Source organism: Dactylosporangium sp. NPDC050688, from assembly GCF_040654515.1.
In the GTDB taxonomy this organism is placed as follows: Bacteria; Actinomycetota; Actinomycetes; order Mycobacteriales; family Micromonosporaceae; genus Dactylosporangium.
The window spans coordinates 108,610-130,578 of record NZ_JBFAIC010000008.1; the positions used below are offsets into that span (position 1 = coordinate 108,610).

The 21,969-nt window shown below is 74.3% G+C and carries 17 protein-coding genes and 1 pseudogene; 14 read left to right on the plus strand and 4 right to left on the minus strand.

The window, feature by feature from the left end; translation table 11 throughout:
• Positions 1-2: 2 nt before the first annotated feature.
• The 5 genes from AB0H83_RS10605 (at position 3) to AB0H83_RS10625 (ending at position 5,320) form a co-directional block, all read left to right on the plus strand.
• Positions 3-1,178 carry a cation:proton antiporter gene (locus AB0H83_RS10605; protein WP_360090253.1) on the plus strand — a complete coding sequence of 392 codons (1,176 nt, stop codon included), beginning with the start codon at positions 3-5 and terminating at the stop codon, positions 1,176-1,178.
• A gap of 158 nt (positions 1,179-1,336) precedes the next feature.
• Positions 1,337-2,074 carry a hypothetical protein gene (locus tag AB0H83_RS10610; RefSeq protein ID WP_360090256.1) on the plus strand — a complete coding sequence of 246 codons (738 nt, stop codon included), beginning with the start codon at positions 1,337-1,339 and terminating at the stop codon, positions 2,072-2,074.
• 92 nt (positions 2,075-2,166) lie between these two features.
• Entirely contained in the window at positions 2,167-2,592 is a 426-nt protein-coding gene (locus tag AB0H83_RS10615; RefSeq protein ID WP_360090259.1) for a MarR family transcriptional regulator, read from the plus strand.
• Positions 2,589-4,310: an MFS transporter gene (locus AB0H83_RS10620; RefSeq protein ID WP_360090262.1), complete on the plus strand. Its 1,722-nt coding sequence runs from the start codon at positions 2,589-2,591 to the stop codon at positions 4,308-4,310. The genes AB0H83_RS10615 and AB0H83_RS10620 overlap by 4 nt, the downstream gene beginning before the upstream one ends.
• Before the next feature lie 860 nt (positions 4,311-5,170).
• Positions 5,171-5,320, plus strand: coding sequence for a hypothetical protein (locus tag AB0H83_RS10625; protein WP_360090265.1), 150 nt, complete (start codon positions 5,171-5,173; stop codon positions 5,318-5,320).
• 58 nt (positions 5,321-5,378) lie between these two features.
• Here the strand turns inward: AB0H83_RS10625 and AB0H83_RS10630 are convergent, their stop codons facing one another.
• Entirely contained in the window at positions 5,379-6,335 is a 957-nt protein-coding gene (locus tag AB0H83_RS10630; RefSeq protein WP_360090268.1) for a helix-turn-helix domain-containing protein, read from the minus strand.
• 62 nt (positions 6,336-6,397) lie between these two features.
• On the opposite strand from AB0H83_RS10630, the gene AB0H83_RS10635 reads away from it, so the two are divergent.
• Together AB0H83_RS10635 and AB0H83_RS10640 are read left to right on the plus strand one after the other, a co-directional pair.
• Positions 6,398-7,678 (plus strand): amino acid permease, encoded by a 1,281-nt coding sequence (locus tag AB0H83_RS10635; protein ID WP_360090271.1) that lies wholly within the window; start codon positions 6,398-6,400, stop codon positions 7,676-7,678.
• Positions 7,677-8,474 (plus strand): annotated as a pseudogene (locus AB0H83_RS10640) (DUF6596 domain-containing protein); the annotation flags it as partial. The gene AB0H83_RS10635 and the pseudogene AB0H83_RS10640, both read left to right, overlap by 2 nt.
• 88 nt (positions 8,475-8,562) lie before the next feature.
• Here the strand turns inward: AB0H83_RS10640 and AB0H83_RS10645 are convergent.
• The 3 genes from AB0H83_RS10645 to AB0H83_RS10655 all read right to left on the minus strand — a co-directional run bounded on the left by AB0H83_RS10645 (position 8,563) and on the right by AB0H83_RS10655 (position 11,621).
• A complete protein-coding gene (locus AB0H83_RS10645; RefSeq protein ID WP_360090274.1) occupies positions 8,563-8,754 on the minus strand; it encodes a hypothetical protein in 192 nt (63 codons plus the stop codon).
• Between the two features lie 481 nt (positions 8,755-9,235).
• The gene (locus tag AB0H83_RS10650; RefSeq protein ID WP_360090277.1) at positions 9,236-10,111 is read right to left on the minus strand and encodes a SigB/SigF/SigG family RNA polymerase sigma factor; all 876 of its coding nucleotides are present in this window, start codon (positions 10,109-10,111) and stop codon (positions 9,236-9,238) included.
• 325 nt (positions 10,112-10,436) lie between these two features.
• The gene (locus AB0H83_RS10655; RefSeq protein WP_360090280.1) at positions 10,437-11,621 is read right to left on the minus strand and encodes a HEAT repeat domain-containing protein; all 1,185 of its coding nucleotides are present in this window, start codon (positions 11,619-11,621) and stop codon (positions 10,437-10,439) included.
• Between the two features lie 31 nt (positions 11,622-11,652).
• Here AB0H83_RS10655 and AB0H83_RS10660 point away from each other — a divergent pair, with 31 nt between their 5' ends.
• The 7 genes from AB0H83_RS10660 (at position 11,653) to AB0H83_RS10690 (ending at position 21,952) form a co-directional block, all read left to right on the plus strand.
• On the plus strand, positions 11,653-12,426 hold the full coding sequence (locus AB0H83_RS10660) for an SAM-dependent methyltransferase (protein ID WP_360090283.1): 774 nt from the start codon (positions 11,653-11,655) through the stop codon (positions 12,424-12,426).
• Between the two features lie 176 nt (positions 12,427-12,602).
• Positions 12,603-14,237: a DUF4331 domain-containing protein gene (locus tag AB0H83_RS10665; protein ID WP_360090286.1), complete on the plus strand. Its 1,635-nt coding sequence runs from the start codon at positions 12,603-12,605 to the stop codon at positions 14,235-14,237.
• 60 nt (positions 14,238-14,297) lie between these two features.
• A complete protein-coding gene (locus AB0H83_RS10670; RefSeq protein WP_360090289.1) occupies positions 14,298-15,593 on the plus strand; it encodes a hypothetical protein in 1,296 nt (431 codons plus the stop codon).
• A complete protein-coding gene (locus AB0H83_RS10675) occupies positions 15,593-17,026 on the plus strand; it encodes a hypothetical protein (protein ID WP_360090292.1) in 1,434 nt (477 codons plus the stop codon). The genes AB0H83_RS10670 and AB0H83_RS10675 overlap by 1 nt, the downstream gene beginning before the upstream one ends.
• Before the next feature lie 80 nt (positions 17,027-17,106).
• Entirely contained in the window at positions 17,107-18,036 is a 930-nt protein-coding gene (locus tag AB0H83_RS10680) for a hypothetical protein (RefSeq protein ID WP_360090295.1), read from the plus strand.
• 273 nt (positions 18,037-18,309) lie between these two features.
• Positions 18,310-19,500 carry a hypothetical protein gene (locus AB0H83_RS10685; RefSeq protein ID WP_360090298.1) on the plus strand — a complete coding sequence of 397 codons (1,191 nt, stop codon included), beginning with the start codon at positions 18,310-18,312 and terminating at the stop codon, positions 19,498-19,500.
• Positions 19,501-19,708: 208 nt separating this feature from the next.
• Positions 19,709-21,952: an ATP-dependent Clp protease ATP-binding subunit gene (locus tag AB0H83_RS10690; RefSeq protein WP_360090301.1), complete on the plus strand. Its 2,244-nt coding sequence runs from the start codon at positions 19,709-19,711 to the stop codon at positions 21,950-21,952.
• Positions 21,953-21,969: the final 17 nt, after the last annotated feature.

Here is a 21,969-nt window from a genome sequence, read left to right on the forward strand (position 1 = left end):
GCGTGCACCACGACACGATCCTCATCGAGCTCGGTGCGGTCATCCTGGCACTCGGCCTGCTCGGTGCGCTGTCGCTGCGGTTCTCCATCTCCCCCATCCCGCTGTACCTGCTGGCCGGGCTCGCGTTCGGCGCCGGCGGCGTGCTGCCGCTGACCACCAGCACCGAATTCATCTCCGCCGGCGCCGAGATCGGCGTCATCCTGCTGCTGTTCACGCTGGGGCTGGAGTACACGGCACCGGAGCTCGTCGGCACGCTGCGCTCGTCCGCCCCGGCCGGCCTGATCGACCTGGTGCTCAACGCCGCGCCCGGGGTCGCCGCGGCGCTCATCCTCGGCTGGGGCCCGGTCGCCGCGGTCGCGATGGGCGGCATCACGTACGTCACCTCGTCGGGCATCACCGCGAAGGTCCTCGGCGACCTCGGCTGGCTGGGCAACCGCGAGACCCCGGTCGTGCTGTCGCTGCTGGTCTTCGAGGACCTGATGATGGCGCTGTACCTGCCGATCCTGACCGCCCTGCTGGCCGGCGTCGGGGTGCTGGGCGGCGCCGTGACCCTCGCCATCGCCGCGGCCACGATCAGCGTGATCCTGGTCGTCGCGCTGCGCTACGGGCGCATCGTGGAGCGGTTCGTCGCCTCCGACAGCGACGAGGTGCTGCTGCTCAAGGTGCTCGGCCTGACCGTGCTCGTGGCGGGCGTCGCCGACCTGCTGCAGGTCTCCGCCGCGGTCGGTGCGTTCCTCGTCGGCATCGCGCTGTCCGGGCCGCTCGCGCACACCGCGCGGGAGCTGCTGAGCCCGCTGCGGGACCTGTTCGCCGCAGTGTTCTTCGTCTTCTTCGGCCTGCAGACCGACCCGCGGGCGCTGCCGCCGGTGCTGGGCGTCGCGGCGCTGCTCGCGGTCGCCGGGATCGCCTCGAAGATGGCGACGGGCTGGCTCGCCGCGCGGCGGGCCGGGGTGGCGATCACCGGCCGGGTCCGCGCCGGCGCCGCGCTGCTGCCCCGGGGCGAGTTCAACATCGTCATCGCCGGGCTCGCGGTCGCCGCCGGCACCAACGCACGGCTCGGTCCGCTCGCCGCCGCGTACGTGCTCATCCTCGCCGTCGCTGGGCCGCTGGTCGCCCGCAGCGTGGAGCCCCTGGTGCGCTTCTACCTGCGCCGGCGCAGCAGGCCAGCAACCACGTAACGGCTCGACAAGTCTGCCCGAAATACGGAATTTCCTCGAACTGTCCGCCTTTGCGCAGGTCAGCGTGTTTGGCTCTGCGCGGAGGTTGCCACGGCAGCGTAGCCGTGGCGGACAGGGGGATCACCATGTTGCAGCGCACTCGAACCAGGCGCACGACCATGCGCGGGACGCTGTCGGCGGTCGGTGCCGCGGCACTGCTCGCGACGCTCGTCAGCGCGCCACCGGCGGCCGCCGCCGGCGTCTCCGGCGCCGGGGCCGCGGGCGGCCCGGGCGGCACGGGCAGCGCCGGGATGGCGGGGACGGCGGGGATGGCGGCGATGGCCAAGTCCAAGGGCGGGGCGAAGAAGGTCTGCAAGGAGCTGACCGTCAACGGCGGCTTCGAGCAGCCGAAGATCGGCAACGCCGGCTGGAAGCTGTTCGACGAGGACGACGTACCGGCCTGGGGCACCGACGACCCCGACGGCCAGATCGAGCTGTGGAACGGCGGCATGGGCGTGCCGGCCCGCTTCGGCACGCAGTTCGCCGAGCTCAACGCCACCGGCTCCGGCAACTCGATCTACCAGGACATCAAGACCAAGCCGAACACGAAGATCTACTGGTCGTTCTGGATCCGGGCCCGGGACACCTCGGACGGCAAGGACGTCGACGCGACCCAGATCCACTTCGGCCGCACCCCGAAGAACGGCGGCAGCGTCAACGGGGTCGGCTCGACGTTCGCGTACCTGAACTCGGCCAGCGACGCGTCGTGGAAGCGGCTGTACGGCTGGTACAAGACCGGCCCGAACCAGACCTCGACCCGGGTGACGCTGACCGCGGTGGAGAGCGCCTCGACCGACGAGGGCTACGGCAACCTGGTCGACGGGCTGACCATCGTCGAGCACCAGAAGTGCATCTGACCAGCTGAGGTGGCGCCGGCCGACGCCGGCGCCACCTTTTCTGTGACCTGATACATAACATGCTTTTATAAGTGCGTGATACAAATTGGCTCATGCCCGCCGCCAAGACCGCGCTGGACCCCGCGCGGCTCACGACCGCCGTGGAGCGGCTGTTCAGCGTGCTGCGACACGGGAACCCACCCAACGACATCAGCCTGACCGCCGCCTCGACGCTGCGCCGGCTCGAGCGGGAAGGCCCCCGCCGGCTCACCGACCTCGCCGCCGCCGAGGGCGTCACCCAGCCGGCGATGACCCAGTTGGCGCAGCGCCTCGAGCGCGACGGCCTCGCCGAGCGCACCACCGACGCCACCGACGGCCGGGTCGTGCTGGTGCGGGTCACCCAGGCCGGCCGGGACCTGCTCGCCCGCCGCCGCACCGTGCGCGCCGAGCACCTGGCCGCGCTGCTGCGCGACCTGTCCGCCGAGGACGAGGCACTGATCGCGGCCGCACTGCCGGCCCTGGAGAGGCTGGCGCCGTGACACTGTTGCAGCAAGGCTTCCGTGGCGCCCTGTCCGGCGGCACCGACCACCCGCACTACAAGTGGGTGGCCCTGTCCAACACCACGCTCGGCATGCTGATCGCCACGATCAACTCCTCGATCGTGCTCATCTCGCTGCCCGCCATCTTCAACGGCATCCACCTCGACCCGCTCAGCCCCGGCAACGTCAGCTACCTGCTGTGGATGCTCATGGGCTACATGCTGGTCAGCGCCGTGCTCGTGGTCACCCTCGGCCGCCTCGGCGACATGTACGGCCGGGTCCGCATCTACAACGCGGGCTTCGCCCTGTTCACGGTCACCTCGGTGGCGCTGTCCCTCGACCCGTTCGACGGCGGCAACGGCGCGCTGTGGCTCATCGGCTGGCGGGTCCTGCAGGCCGTCGGCGGCGCCATGCTCATGGCCAACTCCGCCGCGATCCTCACCGACGCGTTCCCCGCCGCCCAGCGCGGCATGGCCCTCGGCGTCAACATCGTGGCCGGCATCGCCGGGTCGTTCATCGGCCTGGTCCTCGGCGGCCTGCTCGCCGAGTGGAACTGGCGGGCCGTCTTCTGGGTCAACGTGCCCATCGGCATCGTCGGCACCCTGTGGGCGTACCGGTCGCTGCACGACACCGGCCTGCGCCGCCCCGGTCGCATCGACTGGTGGGGCAACCTCACCTTCGCCGTCGGGCTCACCGCGCTGCTGGCCGGCATCACCTACGGCATCCAGCCCTACGGCGGGCACAGCCAGGGCTGGACCAACCCGTGGGTGCTCGCCGGCCTCATCGGCGGCGCGCTCGTCCTGGCCCTCTTCGCCTGGGTCGAGACCCGTGTCGCCGAGCCGATGTTCCCCCTCGGCCTCTTCCGCAACCGGGCCTTCGCCTCCGGCAACGTCGCCGGCCTGCTCGCCTCCATCGCCCGCGGCGGCCTGCAGTTCATGCTGATCATCTGGCTGCAGGGCATCTGGCTGCCGCTGCACGGCTACCGGTACGAGGAAACCCCGCTGTGGGCCGGCATCTACCTGCTGCCGCTCACCGTCGGCTTCCTCGCCGCCGGCCCCATCGCCGGGCACCTGTCGGACAAGTACGGCCCGCGGCTCTTCGCCGCCGGCGGCCTGCTCGTCATGGCGCTGTCCTTCGGCGGCCTGCTCATCCTGCCGACCGACTTCAGCTACTGGGCCTTCGCCGCGCTGGTCTTCCTCAACGGCCTCGGCGGCGGGCTCTTCGCCGCGCCGAACACGTCCCTGGTCATGTCCAGCGTCCCCGCCCACCTGCGCGGTGCCGCCTCCGGCATGCGGGCCACCTTCCAGAACGCCGGCATGGTCCTGTCCATCGGCGTCTTCTTCTCCCTCATGGTCGCCGGCCTGTCCACCTCGCTGCCCTCCACGCTCGACACCGGCCTCACCGCCCAGGGCGTCCCCGGCCCGGCCGCGCACACCGTCGCCAACCTGCCGCCCGTCGGCACGCTGTTCGCCGCGTTCCTCGGGTACAACCCGATCGCCGCCCTGCTCGGACCCGGTCTGCTCGGTCAGCTCCCGGCCGCCAACGCCGCCACCCTCACCGGCCGGGAGTTCTTCCCGCACCTGGTGTCCGGCCCCTTCCACGACGGACTTGTCATCGTGTTCTGGCTGGCGATCGGCATGTCGATCGTCGGTGCACTCGCCTCCCTCGTCAAGGCCGGCCGCCGCGCCGAGCCGGCGGAGGAGCCCGTCGCCGGGTGATGCCACGGACCCGGCGACCTCCAGCGGACGGGTCGGCACCTCTTGTGGGAGAGGAGCCGACCCGTCTGCATTGCCCGGCGGCTCCGCCGCCTCCCCGTGGGGGGTTCCCACCCCACACCCCCCATGCTCGCTGCGCTCGCACTGCCGTGCGCTGCGCGCGGCAGCTTCTGCGCGTCCCGCGCGCCATCCCGGTGGCCAGCCCTTCCCGCCCCACGCCGCGCGATCTTGGACAACCCGGTGTCCTGCTGGGGTCAGGACAACAGGGATCCACCGCGTTCCAGCAATCCACCGGGTTGTCCCGCGGCCGACAGCGGCATGCTGACCTTGAACCAACGCCCGGTCCGGCTGGCCTGGAGCAGGAGCCGTGGCAGGGTGCGACGGCACGGGCGGCGGTCACCCGTTCAGGACGCTGGGTACAGACGCTGGGCGATACCCGCGCCGGCAAGGTGACTCGCGTGTGAGCCCTGGTCTTGAGGCGCCCCGTCTTTGTTGGTGCCGCGTAAGAATCCGGTCATGGAATACGAAAAGGCTCTTGGAGCCGGATGTATCTGCCATTGGAGTCGCTGCACCGCGCGCATCGACTTGCTTGATGGCAGCAGCGTCGAAGATACCTGGCACGAACTCGACCGACCCGACCCGAAATGCCCGATACACCGTAGAGCGGAGGGCTGATCTCTGTACCGTCAGCTCGAGCCGCCCGCCTTCGCTTCCGCGCACCATCCCGGTGGCCGGCGTCGTCGCCGCCTGCCGCCCGGCCCGCCGGCTGCGCCCCGCAACTCGGACGCCGCCAACCCCGGCGGAGCCCGGAACGGGAACAAAGCTGCTGGGCGAATGGTGAAAGGATGGGAACGGGTTCAACCATGAGCAGCCCGGTCGAGGTGCTCGATCCAGCCGGCTGTGCGGATGTGGTCACCGTCGCGGAGCAGGAAGCCTGGTACGAAGGCTGGATCAGGACCGTCACCGGATGGCGCTGGCCGCTGTACGCGGTGTTGGGCCTTTTCCGGCGCTGAACGGGTGAGGGTGTGGCACGCGGCGATGCGGTACATGCAGCGGCCCGAACCGCGTTCTTCAGCGGTGGAAGACCTGGCGGTACGTGGTCGGGGTGACGCTGGTCTGGCGGGCGAAGTGGGCGCGCAGGTTGGCCGGGGTGCCGAGGCCGGTCCGGTGGGCGATCCGCTCGATCGAGTCGTCGGTGGTCTCCAGGAGCTCCTGCGCCAGGCGTACCCGCTGACCCAGCAGCCACTGCAGGGGGCTGGTGCCGACCGACTCGCGGAAGCGGCGGGCGAACGTGCGCGGGCTGAGTTTCGCCTCGCGGGCCAGGTCGGCGACGGTGAGCGGCTGGTCGAGGCGGGTGCGGGCCCAGTCGAGGGCGACGCCGAGGGTGTCGGGGGTCCGCAGGCGCTGCGGCGGGTGGGCGAACTGCGACTGGCCGCCGTCGCGGTGCGGCGGGACGACCATGCGCCGGGCGACCTCGTTGGCGACGGCCGCGCCGTGGTCGAGGCGGACCAGGTGCAGGCACAGGTCGATCGCGGCGCCGGTGCCGGCCGACGTGAAGATGGTGCCGTCGCAGGTGTACAGCACGTCGGGGTCGAACGTGACCGCGGGGAAGCGCTGGGTGAAGTCGAAGGCGTTCATCCAGTGGGTCGTGGCGCGGCGGCCGTCGAGCAGGCCGGCGGCGGCGAGCACGTACGCGCCGGTGCAGATCGCCACGATGCGCCGGCCGCGCCGGTACGCCTCCCGCACGACCTCGACGAGCTCCGGCGGGGGCGCGACCTGGGTGGCCCGGGCGAACGCCGGGACGATCACCGTGTCGGCGTCCAGCAGCGACGGCAGCGGGTGCGGCGCGGCGATCGTCATGCCGTTGCGGGCCGGCAGCACGCCGGGGGTGGCGGCGGCGAAGCGCAGCTCGTACCACGGGGAGACCAGGTCGCTGCGGTCGATGCCGAACACCTCGCACGGCACGGCCAGCTCGAAGACGGGCATGTCCGGGGTCGCGGCGACCCCGACGACGTGACGCTCGCTCATGGCTTGAATCTATCCGAGGATGGCATTCCTGCCACTCGTCCGGTCCGGTGCCATCGGGTGGAATGGACGGCATGCTGAACGTGCCGCAAGGGGCGGCTCTCTCGATCGGTGCGGTGCTCGGCACCGGGGTCATCGCGCTGCCGGCGCTCGCCGCGCAGACCGCGGGCCCGGCCTCGCTCGTCGCCTGGGCCGCCCTCATCGCGCTGTCGGTGCCGCTCGCCGCGACGTTCGCCGCGCTCGGCGCCAGGTTCCCCGACTCGGGCGGGGTCGCCACGTACGCGCGGCGGGCGTTCGGCGAGCGGGCCGCCGCGGTCGTCGGGTGGTGCTTCTACCTGGCGGTGCCGGTCGGCGCGCCCGCGGCGGCGCTGTTCGCCGGGGCGTACGTGGCCGCGGCGCTCGGCGGCGGCACCCGCACGGAGCTGCTGACCGCCGCCGGGCTGATGCTCGTGGTGACGGCCGGCAATCTCGGGGGCGTGCGGGTGTCCGGCCGGCTGCAGCTCGGCCTGGCGCTGCTGCTGGTCACGCTGCTGCTGACGGCGACCGTGACGGCGCTGCCGCACGCGGACCCCGGTCACCTGCGGCCGTTCGCGCCGCACGGCTGGTGGGCGGTCGGGTCGGCGGCGGCGCTGCTGGTGTGGGGGTTCGCCGGCTGGGAGGCGGTCACGTCCCTCGCAGCCGACTTCCGCCGGCCCGCCCGGGACCTGCCCCGGGCCACCGCGATCGCCCTGGTCGTCGTCGGGGTGCTGTACTTCGGCATCGCCGCGGCCAGCATCCTGGTGCTCGGCCCGGTGCCCGGCGACGCGCCGCTGGCCGAGCTGCTCGCCCGGGGCGTCGGCGGGCAGGTCAAGGTCCTCACCGCCGGCGCCGCGGTGCTGCTGACGCTCGGCACGATGAACGCGTACTACGCGGGCGCGGCGAAGCTCGGCGCGGCGCTCGGCCGGGACGCGGCGCTGCCCGCGTGGTTCGGCCGGGGCAGCGGCGCCGGTGAGGTGCCCCGGCGCAGCCTCACCGTGATCGCCGTGCTCGGCGGCGCGTCGCTGCTGCTGGTCGCGGCGACCGGGATCGGCACCCGCCCGCTGGTCCTGCTCACCAGCGGCGCGTTCGTCCTCGTGTACGTCCTGGGCACCGCGGCCGCCCTGCGCCTGCTGCCCCGGCGGACGCCGGTGTGGTGGTGCGCCGCGGTCTCCCTCGCCGCGTCGCTCGGGCTGCTCGTGCTCAGCGGCTGGTACGTGCTGGGCACCGCGGCCGTCGCCGGCTGCGCGCTGGCGTACCAGAAACTCGCGGGAAAAATGTCTGCCCGGCCTGTCGACTCGGGGGCCGACCCGATTGACGTAGGAGTGTAAGAGGACGGCCGCCCGGGTCACCCGCGCGAAGAAGAAGATCGCGGCGGCGGCCATCCCGTACCGCGTGCCGCCGCTGGAGGACCTGCCCGACCGCCTCGACGCCGTGCTCACCGTCGTGCACCTGGTCTTCACCACCGGCCACGCCGCCCCGACCGGCCCCGACCTGCTGCGCCCCGACCTCGTCGAACGCGCGCTGGACCTGGCGCGGACCCTGTGCACCCTCATGCCCGACGAGCGCGAGGCGCAGGGCCTGCTCGCCCTCATGCTGCTGCACGACGCCCGCCGTGCCACCCGCGTCGCCGCCGACGGCCGACTGCTGCTGCTCGAGGAGCAGGACCGGTCCCGGTGGGACGCCACCCAGATCACCGACGGCCTGCGCCTGGTGCGCGCCTGCCTGCGCGGCGGACGCCCGGGCCGCTTCGCCCTGCAGGCCGCCATCGCCGCCGTGTACACCGAGTCCCCGACGTACGCCGACACCGACTGGCAGCAGCTGCGCGGCCTGTACGACCTGCTCCTGGCCGCCTGGCCGTCGCCCGTCGTGGCCCTCAACCGCGCCGTCGTGGTGACGATGGCCGACGGCCCGGCCGCGGCGCTGCCCCTGCTCGACACGCTCGCCGGGGACCCGCGCCTGGCGGCGTACCACTACCTGCCGGCCGCCCGGGCCCACCTGCTGCGCCGCCTGGACCGGCACGAGGAGGCCGCGGCGGCGTACCGGGCGGCGATCGCCCTGTGCGACAACGCGGTCGAACGCGCCTTCCTGCAGTCCCGGCTGGACGGCTCCGGCGCCCGGCCCTGAGGGCTCGGACGCCGGAGCGCGGTCGCGGATCCGCCGCCGGCGCGGAGGGGCCGTGGAACCCCGGGCGCCGGCGCGACGGTCCGCCGGTTCAGCAGGGGATCAGCTCACCCCGCCGGGCACGCACCCGCGTGCCGTCCATCAGCGTGATCTCGACGCGGCCGTTGGCGTCGGTGTCGCCGAACGCGTAGATCTCCTTGCCGTCGTGCGGGGCCAGCTCGGCGTGGTGCACGCCGTTCCGGTCCGGCCGCAGGACCCACTTCAATTCCGGCGATTTACCCATTTCGCCCACCCCCTCGTCCGAGGCTAACGGCCACCGGCCCGCCCCGGTGCGGACCCGGCCCCCGGGGCACCCGTGTGAGTGAGCCTCCATCCGCCGCCCGTCGCACCGGCAGCCGGATACCACCGCTCCGTCCGTCTTGACACCTGTGTGATCCGGGATCGCTGGCGTCAAGGCGCTCTCGGTGACCACGGTGAGCACCGGCGTACCTTCCGACCACATCTGTCCGATGCGGACGTCGACGTGATTGAGGTTTAGCCGGCCGCTCTCCCCGGAAGTTCGCCGTGCCGCGGCGTTGACGCGCGGATGCGCACGATCTCGGCGGGCCGGGTGGGCGCAAGGACGCCGGGCACCGGGATGGCGCGCGGCAGCGCGGAATCTGCCGCGCGCCGGCGCCCGGCAGTGCGAGCGCAGCGAGCATGGGGGTGCGGGTGGGAACCCCCGCCGGGACCCGCCGCGTCAGCGGTGGGGCGGCAACACAGCCTCAGTCCCTGGTGAGGGACGCGCGCAGCGTCTTCAGGGCCCCGGCGAGCAGCCGGGACACGTGCATCTGGGAGATGCCGAGCTGGGCGGCGATCTGCGACTGGGTCAGGTTGCCGTGGAAGCGCATCGCGATGATCTTCTGCTCGCGCTCCGGCAGCTTCGCCAGCAGGGGGCGCAGCGCCTCGCGGTTCTCCACGTTGGCCAGGTCGGGGTCCTCGCCGCCGAGCAGGTCACCGAGGCCGGTGAGGCCACCGTCGCCGGACTCGCCGACGGGCGCGTCCAGCGACAGCGCCCGGTAGGCCTGGCCGCAGTCGAGGCCCTCGATGATGTCCTCCTCGCTCGCGCCGAGCTTCTGCGCGAGGTCGGCGACGGTCGGGGACCGGCCGAGGTCCTGGGCGAGGTCGCCGGAGACCTTGGAGATCTCCAGCCGCAGCTCCTGCAGGCGGCGGGGCACGCGCACGTCCCAGCCCTTGTCGCGGAAGTGCCGCTTGAGCTCCCCGACGATCATCGGGATGGCGTAGCTGGTGAACGCGGCGCCGCGGGCCGGGTCGAAGCCGTCGACGGACTTGATGAGGCCGAGGTTGGCGACCTGGACGAGGTCGTCGAACTGCTCGCCGCGGTTGCGGAAGCGCCGGGCCAGGTACTCGGCCAGCGGGATGTACAGCTCGATGAGCCGGGCCCGGACCCGGTCCCGGTCGATGCCCGCGGGCAGGTCGGCCAGCAGGGACAGCAGGGCCTTGGCCTGCGCGTCGGTCTCGCGGGTGCGGTGCGCCCCGGCGGCCGGCGCGGCGGCCACCTCGGGCCTGGGGGCGGCGGCGACCTCGATGCTGTCGGTGGTCGCGATGACGGTGGCGTCGGTGTGCAGGTCGGTGCTCACGGCAGGGTCAGCCTTTCGGTGCATGACCGGCCCGTCCGGGGTACGGACGTCGTTTCAGGCGACGACGAGCGGGCAACCCTGACACGAGGGCACACGGCGCTCAGGACCGGTCAGAAGATCGCTCACAGCGCCCGTGTCTTGAACGCCGGCGGTAGACCGCGGAACCGTCACGCTCCGGGTGGACCGCCGCTGTCTGGACGGGCCCGGCCGGTGACCCGCCGGTCCCGCTGCTCGCGCAACGTGGGCAGGTCGCCTCAGGTGACGACCCACCCACCGTACAACAAATTGCCGCACGGCAACAGTCGCACCGCCCGGGCGCGGCGGGTCAGCCCGCGCGATCGCCCAGCTCAGCGGGGTCGCCGGGCAGCCCGTACGCGCGCAGCAGGCCGGTGACGTTGCCGAACCGGCGCCCGCCGAGCTGCCAGGCGGCGGGCGCGCCGGCGAGCACCCTGGCGAGCCGGCGCTGCGCGGGGTCGAGCGCTCCCCCGGCCGGCGGCGGGCCGTCGGGGAACACCAGCCGCAGCGCCGTGGACAGCACCGGCAGCGTCTGTACGCCGGTGACGGTGCCGAGCCGGGTCAGCAGCGCGTCGAGGGCCGCGGCGGTGTGCGCCTCGCCGAGGCCCGGCAGCGACAGCGCCGCGTACCCGGCGAGGTCGCCGTCGAGGAACGGGATGCCGGGCCGGGCGGCGCCGGGCGACGCGGCCCACTCCAGCAGCAGCGCGACGGCGTCCGGCCCGGCGTCTGGGCCGTGCACGCGGGCCAGCCCGATCGCGGCCGCCCAGCGGATCTCCGGTTTCGGGTCCTGCAGCGCGGCGGGCACGGCGGTGCCGAGCAGGCCGAGGGCGACCAGTGCGGTCGCCGCCACGGACCGGGACGGGTCGGCGGCGGCGGCGGTCAGCGCGGCCGTGCCGGCGCCGGGCTCGCCCTCGGGGAACCAGGCCAGGGTGTACGCGGCCGTGGCCCGCACCGCCGCGTCGTCGTCGGCGAGCAGCTGCCGCAGCACCGGCAGGCCGGCGCGGACCGCGTCGTACGCGGCGAGGTCCACGTGCGCGGCGAGCGCCTGCTGCTGCGCGTCGTCGAGGCCCTCCAGGTAGTCGAGGCGGGACTCGCCCTCGAAGTCCTCGTCCTCGTCGTCCTCCGACGGTGGCGGCGCGGCCCGCAGCAGCTCGGCCCCGCCGACCGCGGCGGCGCGCAGCGGCGCGACGGGGAACCCGCCGGGCAGCCACGTCTCGTGCAGGCCGACGGCGAGGTCCGCGACGAGCCGGCCGATCGCGGGCCGGTCCGGGGTGCCCGGGTCCTGGAGCAGCTCCAGCAGGAACGGCACCGCCGGGGCGCTCGCCTCGTAGCGGGTGCCCTGGTGGCAGATGCCGCCGTACAGGCCGGACAGGGCCCGGCGCCGGTCCTGTCCGGCCGGCTCGAGCAGCCCGCGCAGGTGCGCCGGCACGTCGGTGGCCGGGCCGTACGCGTGCTCCAGCGCGGCCCATGCGATGTCGTCCAGTCCGTCGAGCATGCGCCGCAACGTACCCCATTAAGGTGGGCGGATGACCGGTCTCGGCGACGTCGACGCCAGCATCCCCAACGTGGCCCGCATGTACGACTACTACCTCGGCGGGTATCACAACTTCGCCGTGGACCGCGAGGCCGCGGAGCAGATCCTCGCCGTCTTCCCGGACACGCCGGCCGCGGCCAGGACCAACCGGCGGTTCCTGCAGCGGGCGGTGCGGCACCTGGCGCAGGCGGGCGTGCGGCAGTTCCTCGACATCGGCACCGGCCTGCCGACGCAGGGCAACGTGCACGACATGACCGACGGCCGGGTGGTCTACGTCGACAACGACCCCGTCGCGGTCGCCCAGGCCCGGTCCCTTGTGGACGGTCTGGACCGGGTGGCGGTGGCCCTGGCCGACCTGCGGGAGCCGGAGGCGCTGCTGAGCGACCCGGTCGTCGCCGGGCACCTCGACTTCGGCGAGCCGGTCGCCATCCTCATGGTGTCGATCCTGCACTTCGTGCCCGACGAGGCGGACCCCGCCGGTCTCATCGCCCGGCTGCGGGACGCGACGGTGCCCGGCAGCCACCTGGTGGTGTCGCACCTGACGCTCGACGGTGTCGCCGCGGCCCCCGCGCAGCAGGGCCAGCAGGTGTACCGGCGCTCCAGCGCCCCGATCGTGCCGCGCGGCAGGGCGGACATCCTGCGCCTGTTCGACGGCTACGAGCTGCTCGACCCGGGCCTGGTGTGGCTCGGCGACTGGCGCCCCGACGACGGCGACGCGCAGGTGTCGCACGGCTACGGCGGCGTCGGGGTCAAACCCGCCGGCTGACGCCGGGGCGCGATGACGCCGCGGCGGGTGTGCTGCGGCCTTTCGGAGCCGGCGAGGCTCCGGATGGGTGGCTGAGAGCAAGCCGACAGCGACCCATCCGCTATTTCGCCGCCCGCGAAGTCCTCTCGTGCAGCGGTCCACCACAGGACCGCTCCAGACGCGGGAGGACCACCCTCATGACCACTCCAACGCGGGCAGGTCGCCGGTGGCGTGCCACCGCTGCCATCCTCGTGGCGGCCGGTGTGGCGTTCGCCGGCCTCGGGCCCGGCACCTCGTCGGCCTCGAGCCACCGGGAGGCGCCGCTCGTCGCCGCCGACCCGGCGGTCGACAACACCGACCTCTACGCGTTCGTCAGCCCCGAGCGGGCCGGCTACGTCACGTTCATCGCCAACTGGCAGCCGTTCTCCGAGCCCAACGGCGGCCCGAACTTCTACCCCTTCGCCACCGACGCCGTCTACAACATCAACGTCGACAGCGACGGCAACGCGAAGGCCGACGCGGTGTTCCGCTGGACGTTCCAGAACATCGACCGCCGCGGCGGCGATACGTTCCTGTACGCCAACGGCCCGGTCACCTCGCTCGACGACGAGAACCTGCTCTTCCGCCAGACCTACACCCTGGAGTCGTCGTTCCACGGCGAGCCCTTCAAGACCAGGATCACCGGCGCGCCGGTCGCCCCGTCGCGGGTCGGCAAGGCCACGATGCCCGACTACGCGAAACTGCGCAACGAGGCCAACAAGCGCCTGCCGGGCGGCTGGAACGTCTACGCCGGCCAGGCCGACGACCCGTTCTTCCTGGACCTGCGGGTCTTCGACCTGCTGTACGGCGGCGACCTGAGCGAGGTCGGCCAGGACACCCTCGCCGGGTACAACGTCAACACGATCGCGCTGCAGGTGCCGTTCTCCGACGTGGCGCTCAAGGGCGACGTGAAGCGCAACCCGGTCATCGGCATCTGGACCACGACGGAACGCGCGAAGACCCGCGTCACCGGTCAGGCCGGCCCGGTCACCGGCGAGAAGGTCCAGGTGTCCCGGCTCGGCAACCCGCTGGTCAACGAGGTCGTCGTTCCGGCGTCGCTGAAGGACGCGTTCAACTCGATCAGCCCCGACAAGGACGCCGGCATCCCCGCCGTCGTCGCCCGGGTCACCGACCCGGAGCTGCCGAAGCTCATCGAGGGCATCTACAAGGTGCCGGCGCCCGCGGCACCCCGCAACGACCTGGTCGAGATCTTCCTGACCGGCATCACCACGAAGGCCGGCGGGCCGATCAAGGCCGACCTCAACTCCCAGCTCAACAACGCCGACGTCGTCGCGGCCGACTTCCGGCCGTCGGAGATGCTGCGGCTCAACCTGGGGGTGCCGGTCACCGCGCAGCCGGACCGGCTCGGCGTCCTCGCCGGTGACCTGCAGGGCTTCCCGAACGGCCGGCGGCTCACCGACGACGTCGTCGACATCGCGGTGCAGGCCGTCGAGGGCGCCGCGCAGACCGGCAAGCTCGTCGACGCCCTCGCCGCCGGCGACAAGGTCGACGCGAACGACAACGCGTTCGGCGCCGAGTTCCCGTACGTGGCGCTGCCCAACGGCGGCTCGGTGAACAAGGGCGGCGGCACCGGCGCCGGCGCCACCAGCGGCAACGGCTCCGGCCCGTCGGCGTCGGCCGCCGCGGCCCAGCCCGCCACGACGCCGTCGGCGTTCGAGTCCGGCACCGGCATGACGGCCGTCGCGGTCAGCACCTCGGCGATCGCGGCCGGCCTGGGCACCCTGCTCTTCGTCGGCTGGTGGCGGCGCCGCCGCGGGATGATCCAGCCCTGACCCGCACGACGGGGCGCGTCCACCGGGGACGCGCCCCGGTTGGATGAAGGAGGAGAAGTCATGCGGGTCCGCATCGTGCTGGGTGTGGTACTGGCAGCCGCGCTGCTGCTCGGCGTCGGCGCGCTGGCCGGCCGCCCCTCGGGTGGCCCGCCGGCCGCCGCACCCGCCGCGCCGGACCGTCCACAGGCGACGAGCCGGCTGGCCGTGACGATCGCCGCGCACCAGGAGCGGCTGCGCACCGTCCCCGGCGACTGGACGGCGTGGGCGGCGCTCGGCGAGGCGTACCTGGAGCAGGCCCGCGCCACCGCCGACCCGGCGTACTACCCGAAGGCCGAGGGCGCGCTGCGGAGATCTCTGGAGGTCCGGCCCGACGGCAACGCGGCCGCGCTCGCCGGGCTCGGCGCCCTCGCCAACGCCCGGCACGACTTCGCCGCCGCCAAGACCCTCGCCGAGCAGGCCCTGGCGGTCAACGCGTGGTCCGACACCGCGTACGGGGTCCTCGCCGACGCCGAGACCCAGCTCGGCCACCCCGGCGCCGCGACCGCCGCCGTGCAGCGGATGCTGGACCTGCGGCCGGGGCTCGCGTCGTACACGCGCGGGTCGTACGACCTCGAACAGCACGGCCGGCGCACCGAGGCGGTCGCGCTCATGCGGCTGGCCCTGGCCGGCGCGACCGAGCCCGCCGACGTCGCGTTCTGCCACCAGCACCTCGGCAGCCTCGCGTGGGCCGCGGGTGACCTCGCCACCGCCGGCCGGCACGTGACCCTCGGCCTGGCCGCCGACCCGGCCGCGGTCGGGCTGTGGCAGCTGAAGGCGAAGCTCGACACCGCCGCCGGCGACCTGACCGCCGCCCTCGCCGACCTGGACCGGGTCGTCGCCCGCACCCCGACCGTCGACGCGCTGCTGGACCAGGCGCGCCTGCTGCAGGTCGCCGGCCGGGACCCCGGCCCGTCGCTGGAGCTGGCCCGCGCCGCGCACCGCCTCTTCACCGCCAACGGCGGCACCGACGACCTCGGCGCGGCCGCGCTCGCCCTCGCCGCCGGTGACGCCGCCACCGCGGCCCGCCTCGCCGTCGCCGAGTGGGACCGCCGCCAGTTCGGCGAGGTCGCCGACATGGTCGCGTGGACGCTGCTGGCCGCCGGCGACCCGGCCGCGGCGCTGCCGTTCGCCCGCCACGCCAACGCGCTCGGCCAGGTCGACGCGACGCTCGCGTACCACTACGGCATGGTCGCCCACGCGGCCGGCGACCGTGGGACCGCGCGGCTGCAGCTGCGCCTCGCCCTGGCCCTCAACCCGAAGTTCTCCCCCGTCGACGCGCCGATCGCGGCGCGGACCCTCGCCACCCTGGAGTCCTGATGCGCCGCGTCCTGCTCCTGCTCTGCACCGTCGCGGCGGGCGTGCTGCTGTGGCCCGGCGCCGCGCAGGCCCACCCGCTCGGCAACTTCTCCGTCAACCAGCTGGGCGCGCTGGCGCTGCACCCGGACCGGGTCGCCGTCGCCTACGTGGCCGACCTCGCGGAGCTGCCCACGTTGCAGTCCCAGCCCTCGTGTACGGCGGTCGCCGCGGCCTTCCACGTCACCGTCGACGGGCGGGCCGTCGGCTGGACCGTCGACCGGGAGGTGTTCACCTACTCCGATGGAGCGGCCGGGCTGCGTACCAGCCGCCTCGAATGCGACCTGTCGGGCCCCGCCGACCTGTCCGCCGAGGCCACCGTCGACGTGGCGAACGACTTCGCCGCCGACCGGATCGGCTGGCGGGAGCTGACCGCGACCGCCGACGGGGTGCACCTCGTGGACCCGCCGCTGCCGGCGTCCTCGCGCAGCGACGGGCTGCGCTCCTACCCGGACGACCTGCTCAGCTCCCCGCCGTCGGTGCGTTCCGCGACGCTGCGGGTGGCCCCCGGCGGCAGCACCACCGGCGCCGCCGCCCCGCCCTCGTCGTCCGCCCTGCCCGGCGTCCTGCCCGCGTCGGTGCTGCCGGGCTGGGCGGGCCGGGCGGAGCTGACGTTGCGCGGCTGGGTCGCGCAGCGGGAGCTGACCCCGTGGGTCGGGCTGCTCGCGGTGGGGCTCGCCCTGGCCCTCGGCGCCGCGCACGCCGCGCTGCCCGGCCACGGCAAGACGGTCATGGCCGCGTACCTGGCCGGCCGGCAGGGCCGCCCGCGCGACGCGCTCACCGTCGGCGCCACCGTCACCCTCACCCACACCGGCGGCGTGCTGCTGCTGGGGCTGCTGCTGACGACCGCGGCCGGCCTGGCCGGGGAGACCGTGCTCGGCTGGCTGGGGGTGACGAGCGGGGTGCTGGTCGCCGCGATCGGCGTGAGCATGCTCCTGTCCCGCCGCGCCGCGGGCCACGACCACACCCACGGCGGCGGCGAGCATCCCTACGACCACTCTCCCGACCACTCTCACGACCACTCCGACAGCCATGATCACTCCCACGGACACGGCAGTCGCGATCACGGGCACGGTGCCGGGCGACCGAGCAGGCTGGCGGTGGTCGGCATGGGTATCGCCGGTGGCCTGGTCCCGAGCCCGTCGGCGCTCGTCGTGCTGCTCGGCGCGGTCGCGCTCGGCAGGACGTGGTTCGGGGTGCTGCTCGTGCTCGCGTACGGCTTCGGCATGGCCGCCACCCTCACCGCCGCGGGCCTGCTGCTCATCAAGGTCCGCGACCGGTGGCCCGCCAGGCTGCGGCTCAGCGCTCGGCTGACCCGGCTCGCCCCGACCGGCACCGCCGCCCTGGTCCTGCTCGTCGGCTCCGCCCTGGCGGTCCGCTCCCTGATCACGCTCTGACGGGCCCCGCCCCGGCAGGTTGTCCACAGCCGCGAACGCGTGCTGGCGCCCCGGCCAGGGCGGGTCCCACCCTCGACAGGGTGCATGCAGACGAACAGGCCGGTGTCATCACCCGCCGCCAGGCGGTCGCCGGTGGGCTGACCGAGGAGCAGATCCGTGCCCGGCTGCATTCGGGCCGGTGGCAGCGGGCGTCCGCCGGGGTGTACTACACCTTTTCGGGTGAGCCGCCCCGCCTCGCCGTGCTGTGGGCCGCGCTGCTGTCCGCCGGGCCGGGCGCCGTGCTGAGCCATCAGACGGCCGCCGAGCTCATCGGGCTGATCGACCGGCCCGAGCCGCCGGTCCACGTCAGCGTACCGTCGCAACGGCACGTCAAACCCGTCGCTGGGGTGTGGCTGCACCGCCGGCACCGTACGCCGGTGGCGGCGCCCGCGCGGGAGCCGGCCCGCACCGGCGCCGAGGACACGGTCGTCGACCTGACCCAGGCGGCGAAGGACCCCGACGAGGCCGTCGGCTGGGTCGCGCGGGCCTGCGGCCGGCGGCTGACGACGCCGGAGCGGCTGCGCGCGGCGTTCGCGGCCCGTGACCGGCTGCGCTGGCGCGACGCCCTGACCGCCGCCGTCGCCGACGTCACGGCGGGCTGCCACTCGGTCCTCGAGCTGCGGTACCTGCGCGACGTCGAGCGCCCGCACGGGCTACCCGCCGGGACCCGGCAGGTGCGGCGGCAGCAGCGGGCCACGACGTACAGCGACGTCGAGTACGACCCGTTCGGCCTGGTCGTCGAGCTCGACGGCCGGGCGGCGCACGAGGACCCGGGCCACGACCGGCGCCGCGACCAGGCCAGCGCGGTCCGGGGCCGGATGACCCTGCGGTTCGGGTGGGCCGACGTGCACCACCGCCCGTGTGAGAGCGCCGCCGCCGTCGCCGTGCTCCTGCGCCGGGCCGGCTGGCAGTCGCGCCCCACCCGCTGCGGCCCCCGCTGCCGGCTACCCGGTGGATCCCTGGGGTGCTGACCACAGGGATCCACCGGGTTCCAGCGATCCACCGGGTTGTGGAATCCGCCGGGTCGCCGGTCCGCTGTCGGCGAACAGTTCGGGGCGCGACCGGCGGGCGGGGTGGCGGTATGGTCAGGGTGGGCAGCGCGCCTGCCTGAGCCCCGACGCGGCCGCCCACGCCGGCCGTGACCCGGGGCCAAGAGGCTCCGACTCAGCGCTGCGGTGCAGGCTGCCCGGCGGAGGTCCGCCGTCCGATCGGTGCGAGCGTGGGTCGACGCCGGAGGTCTCGTGATGGCAGACGAAGCGGACATCCCCCGCGACACACCACAGCAAGCCGGCGCCCCGGCGCCCGACAGCCCGGCGCAGGGCGACCCCACCGCACGCGCCGACGCCCCGGCGCACGACAGCGCGGGGCACGACAGCGCGGCGCAGGGCGCCACACCGCAGGGCGCCACGCCGAAGCCCGCGATGGCGCAGGACGGTGCGGCGCAGGACGGTGCGGCGCAGGACGGTGCGGCGCAGGACGGTGCGGCGCAGGACGGTGCGGCGCAGGACGGTGCGGCGCAGGACGGTGCGGGACGGGGGCGGCGGGACAGGAAGCGGCGGCGGGCGATCAGGGCGCACGCCGAGCAGGCCGGGGTCGCCTACTCCGTCGCCGCCCGCCAGCTCGCCGGTGCCGGGGTCGGGCCGGGTGAGGGCCTGGCGAGTCTGGGCCGGACCGTGTACCCGGTGGACCTGCCCGGCCGGTGGAGCCTCGGCGCACGGGAGCGGCGGCCCGCCGGGGTGAAGCTCGGCGACGCCCGGCGCGCGGCCCGGCTCGCCGGTGGGCGGGCGGCGCACCTGGTGGAGCGGTTCCCGGCCGGCGAGAGCAGCGCCGGGCCGTGCTACGCCGGGCAGGGCCTCGAGGACCTGCTCGCCATGCTGTACCTGGTGGTCGTCAAGGAGGCGCCGGGGCTGGTGCCGGCCGCCCTCGACCTGGCCTGGACCGCCGAGCTCGGCGAGGAGACCGCCGTCGACATCGAGTGCGCCGAGGTGGACCGGGCCGCCCGGCTGGTCCTCGACGACGGGGTCGCCGGGTTGTGGGGGCGGGTCGAGGACGCGGTGCGGGCCGGGCAGGACGACGTGAGCCCCGCGATCCGCCACGACGCGGACCGGCTGACGCTGGTGTGCCGGACGTTCACGATGCCTGTCGAGGGGGCGGACGGTGAGCCGTACGTGCTGCGGGCCCCCTGGCAGGGCGCCGGGCAGGTCCTCGACGCGCTGCTCGTGGTCGCCGAGGACGGGCACGCGCCGGGGACCAGGGTGCGGCTCGCGGGGTCGGCGGTGGCGGGCACGATCGTCGGCGTCGGCTGGGGGGCCGCCGGGCCGCCGGTGCGCTACGAGGTCCAGCTCGACACCGAGCACGCGGCCCGCACGCTGCGCCCCGAGGAGCTCGTCGTCCTGCCCGGCCAGGAGTCGACGGCCACGGCTGAGCGGGTCTGACCGCGACGAAGCGCCCGGGGCCGGCGGCAAAAGCGGGCGCGACGGAGGGGTCAACGGTCGGCTATGGTGAAACCGGCAGCGCGCCTGCCCGTGCCGCGGATCGACGGAGCCCACGCCTCCGCCGGCGGCCAAGAGGCTCCGACTCAGCGCATCCGACGGTTCGTGCGGATGCCGGGTGCGTGGGGCCCGCCGGAAGGCGTGAGCTGTCATGTTCGAGCGGTTCTCAGACCGGGCCAAACGCGCCGTCGTGCTGGCGCAGGAGGAAGCCCGGATCCTCAACCACAACACCATCGGCACCGAGCACCTGCTGCTGGGGCTCATCCAGGAGGGCGACGGGGTCGCCGCCGCGAGCATCGGCGCGCTGGGCGTGTCGCTGGAGGACGTCCGCCGGCAGGTCGAGGAGCTGATCGGCGTCGGCTCGCAGGCGCCGGGCGGGCACGTGCCGTTCACGCCGCGGGCCAAGAAGGTGCTGGAGCTGGCGCTGCGCGAGGCGCTGCAGCTCGGGCACAACTTCATCGGCACCGAGCACATCCTGCTGGGCCTGGTCCGGGAGGGCGAGGGCGTCGCCGCCCAGGTGCTCGTCCGGCTCGGCGCCGATCTGCCCCGGCTGCGCGCCCAGGTGATCCAGCTGTTGTCCGGGCATCCCTCCGTACCGGAGAAAGATCAGCAAACGACGGCGGACTCCGCGGTGCTCGACCAGTTCGGGGTCAACCTGACCGCCGCGGCCCGTGAACGGCGGCTCGACCCGGTGATCGGCCGGGACGCCGAGGTCGGGCGGGTCATCCGGGTCCTCGCCCGGCGGCGCAAGAACAGCCCGGTGCTGACCGGGGCGCCCGGCGTCGGCAAGACCGCCGTGGTGGAGGGCCTCGCGCAGCGCATCGTCGCCGGTGACGTGCCCAAGTCGTTGCAGGGCACGCAGCTGTACACGCTGGACCTCGGCGCGCTGGTCGCCGGCTCCCGGTACCGGGGCGACTTCGAGGAACGGCTCAAGAAGGTCACCCGAGAGGTCCGCGGGCGCGGCGACATCATCCTGTTCATCGACGAGATTCACAACCTCGTCGGCGCCGGCGCGGCCGAGGGCGCGATCGACGCCGCGTCGCTGCTCAAGCCGCTGCTGGCGCGCGGCGAGCTGCGCACGATCGGGGCGACGACCGACGAGGAGTACCGCCGCTTCATCGCCAAGGACGGCGCGCTGGACCGGCGCTTCCAGGCGGTGCCGGTGCCGGAGCCGACGGCCGAGGACACCGTGCGCATCCTGCACGGGCTGCGGGAGCGGTACGCCGCGCACCACGGCGTCACGTACACCGACGGCGCTCTGCGGGCCGCGGCGCGCCTCGCCGACCGGTACATCGCCGACCGGCACCTGCCGGACAAGGCGATCGACCTGATCGACGAGGCCGGCACGCTCGGGGTGGCCGAGGTCGGCGAGGACGAGATCGCCGCGGTGGTGTCCGGCTGGACCGGTATCCCGGTGCACCGGCTGACCGAGCAGGAAAGTGCCCGGCTGCTGCGGATGGAGCAGGCGCTGCACGAGGACCTCGTCGGGCAGGACCTGGCGGTCGCGGCGGTGTCCCGGGCGATCCGCCGGGCCCGCGCCGGGCTGCAGGACCCGCGCCGCCCGGCCGGGTCGTTCATCTTCGCCGGGCCGTCCGGGGTGGGCAAGTCGTCCCTGGCCAAGGCGCTCGCCGGGTTCCTGTTCGGCACCCCCGACGCGCTGATCCAGCTGGACATGTCGGAGTTCCACGACCGGGCGACCGTGTCGCGGCTGGTCGGCGCCCCGCCCGGCTACGTCGGCTACGACGACGGCGGCCAGCTGACCGAGCGGGTGCGGCGCCGGCCGTTCTCGGTGGTGCTGTTCGACGAGGTGGAGAAGGCGCACCCGGACGTGTTCCACACGCTGCTGCAGATCCTCGAGGACGGCCGGCTCACCGACGGGCAGGGCCGGGTCGTGGACTTCAAGCACACCGTGCTCATCCTGACCACCAACCTGGGCACCCGCGACCTGCAGCTGCAGGCGGGCTTCCAGTCCTCGTCGGTCCCGGTGTACGAACGGATGCGGCACAAGGTCGACGACGAGCTCAAGCGCCACTTCCGGCCGGAGCTGCTGAACCGGATCGACGACACGATCGTCTTCCACCAGCTCGGCCCCGACGAGATCGCCGGCATCGTCGACCGTCTCGTGCTGGATGTCGCGTCGCGGCTGGCCGTGCGCGACATCGGCCTCGTGGTGACGGCACCGGCCCGGCGGCACCTCGCCGAGCGCGGCCACGACCCGGTGCTCGGCGCCCGGCCGCTGCGGCGCACCGTGCAGCGCGAGGTCGAGGACCCGCTGTCGGAGCGGATCCTGCTCGGCACGCTGCGCCCCGGCGAGACCGTGACGATCGGCTGCGGCGACGGCGGCCTCACATACACCATTGCGGCATGCGAACGGCGGGCGCAGCCCGTCCCGTGAACGGCACGAACGCAGCG

Bases quoted from the DNA above. Each gene is read 5' to 3' on its own strand.
- AB0H83_RS10610 (WP_360090256.1), top strand. From the start codon at position 1,337: ATGCGCGGGACGCTGTCGGCGGTCGGTGCCGCGGCACTGCTCGCGACG.
- AB0H83_RS10615 (WP_360090259.1), top strand. From the start codon at position 2,167: ATGCCCGCCGCCAAGACCGCGCTGGACCCCGCGCGGCTCACGACCGCC.
- AB0H83_RS10625 (WP_360090265.1), top strand. From the start codon at position 5,171: ATGAGCAGCCCGGTCGAGGTGCTCGATCCAGCCGGCTGTGCGGATGTG.
- AB0H83_RS10630 (WP_360090268.1), bottom strand. From the start codon at position 6,335: ATGAGCGAGCGTCACGTCGTCGGGGTCGCCGCGACCCCGGACATGCCC.
- AB0H83_RS10635 (WP_360090271.1), top strand. From the start codon at position 6,398: ATGGACGGCATGCTGAACGTGCCGCAAGGGGCGGCTCTCTCGATCGGT.
- AB0H83_RS10645 (WP_360090274.1), bottom strand. From the start codon at position 8,754: ATGGGTAAATCGCCGGAATTGAAGTGGGTCCTGCGGCCGGACCGGAAC.
- AB0H83_RS10655 (WP_360090280.1), bottom strand. From the start codon at position 11,621: ATGCTCGACGGACTGGACGACATCGCATGGGCCGCGCTGGAGCACGCG.
- AB0H83_RS10660 (WP_360090283.1), top strand. From the start codon at position 11,653: ATGACCGGTCTCGGCGACGTCGACGCCAGCATCCCCAACGTGGCCCGC.
- AB0H83_RS10665 (WP_360090286.1), top strand. From the start codon at position 12,603: ATGACCACTCCAACGCGGGCAGGTCGCCGGTGGCGTGCCACCGCTGCC.
- AB0H83_RS10670 (WP_360090289.1), top strand. From the start codon at position 14,298: ATGCGGGTCCGCATCGTGCTGGGTGTGGTACTGGCAGCCGCGCTGCTG.
- AB0H83_RS10675 (WP_360090292.1), top strand. From the start codon at position 15,593: ATGCGCCGCGTCCTGCTCCTGCTCTGCACCGTCGCGGCGGGCGTGCTG.
- AB0H83_RS10685 (WP_360090298.1), top strand. From the start codon at position 18,310: ATGGCAGACGAAGCGGACATCCCCCGCGACACACCACAGCAAGCCGGC.
- AB0H83_RS10690 (WP_360090301.1), top strand. From the start codon at position 19,709: ATGTTCGAGCGGTTCTCAGACCGGGCCAAACGCGCCGTCGTGCTGGCG.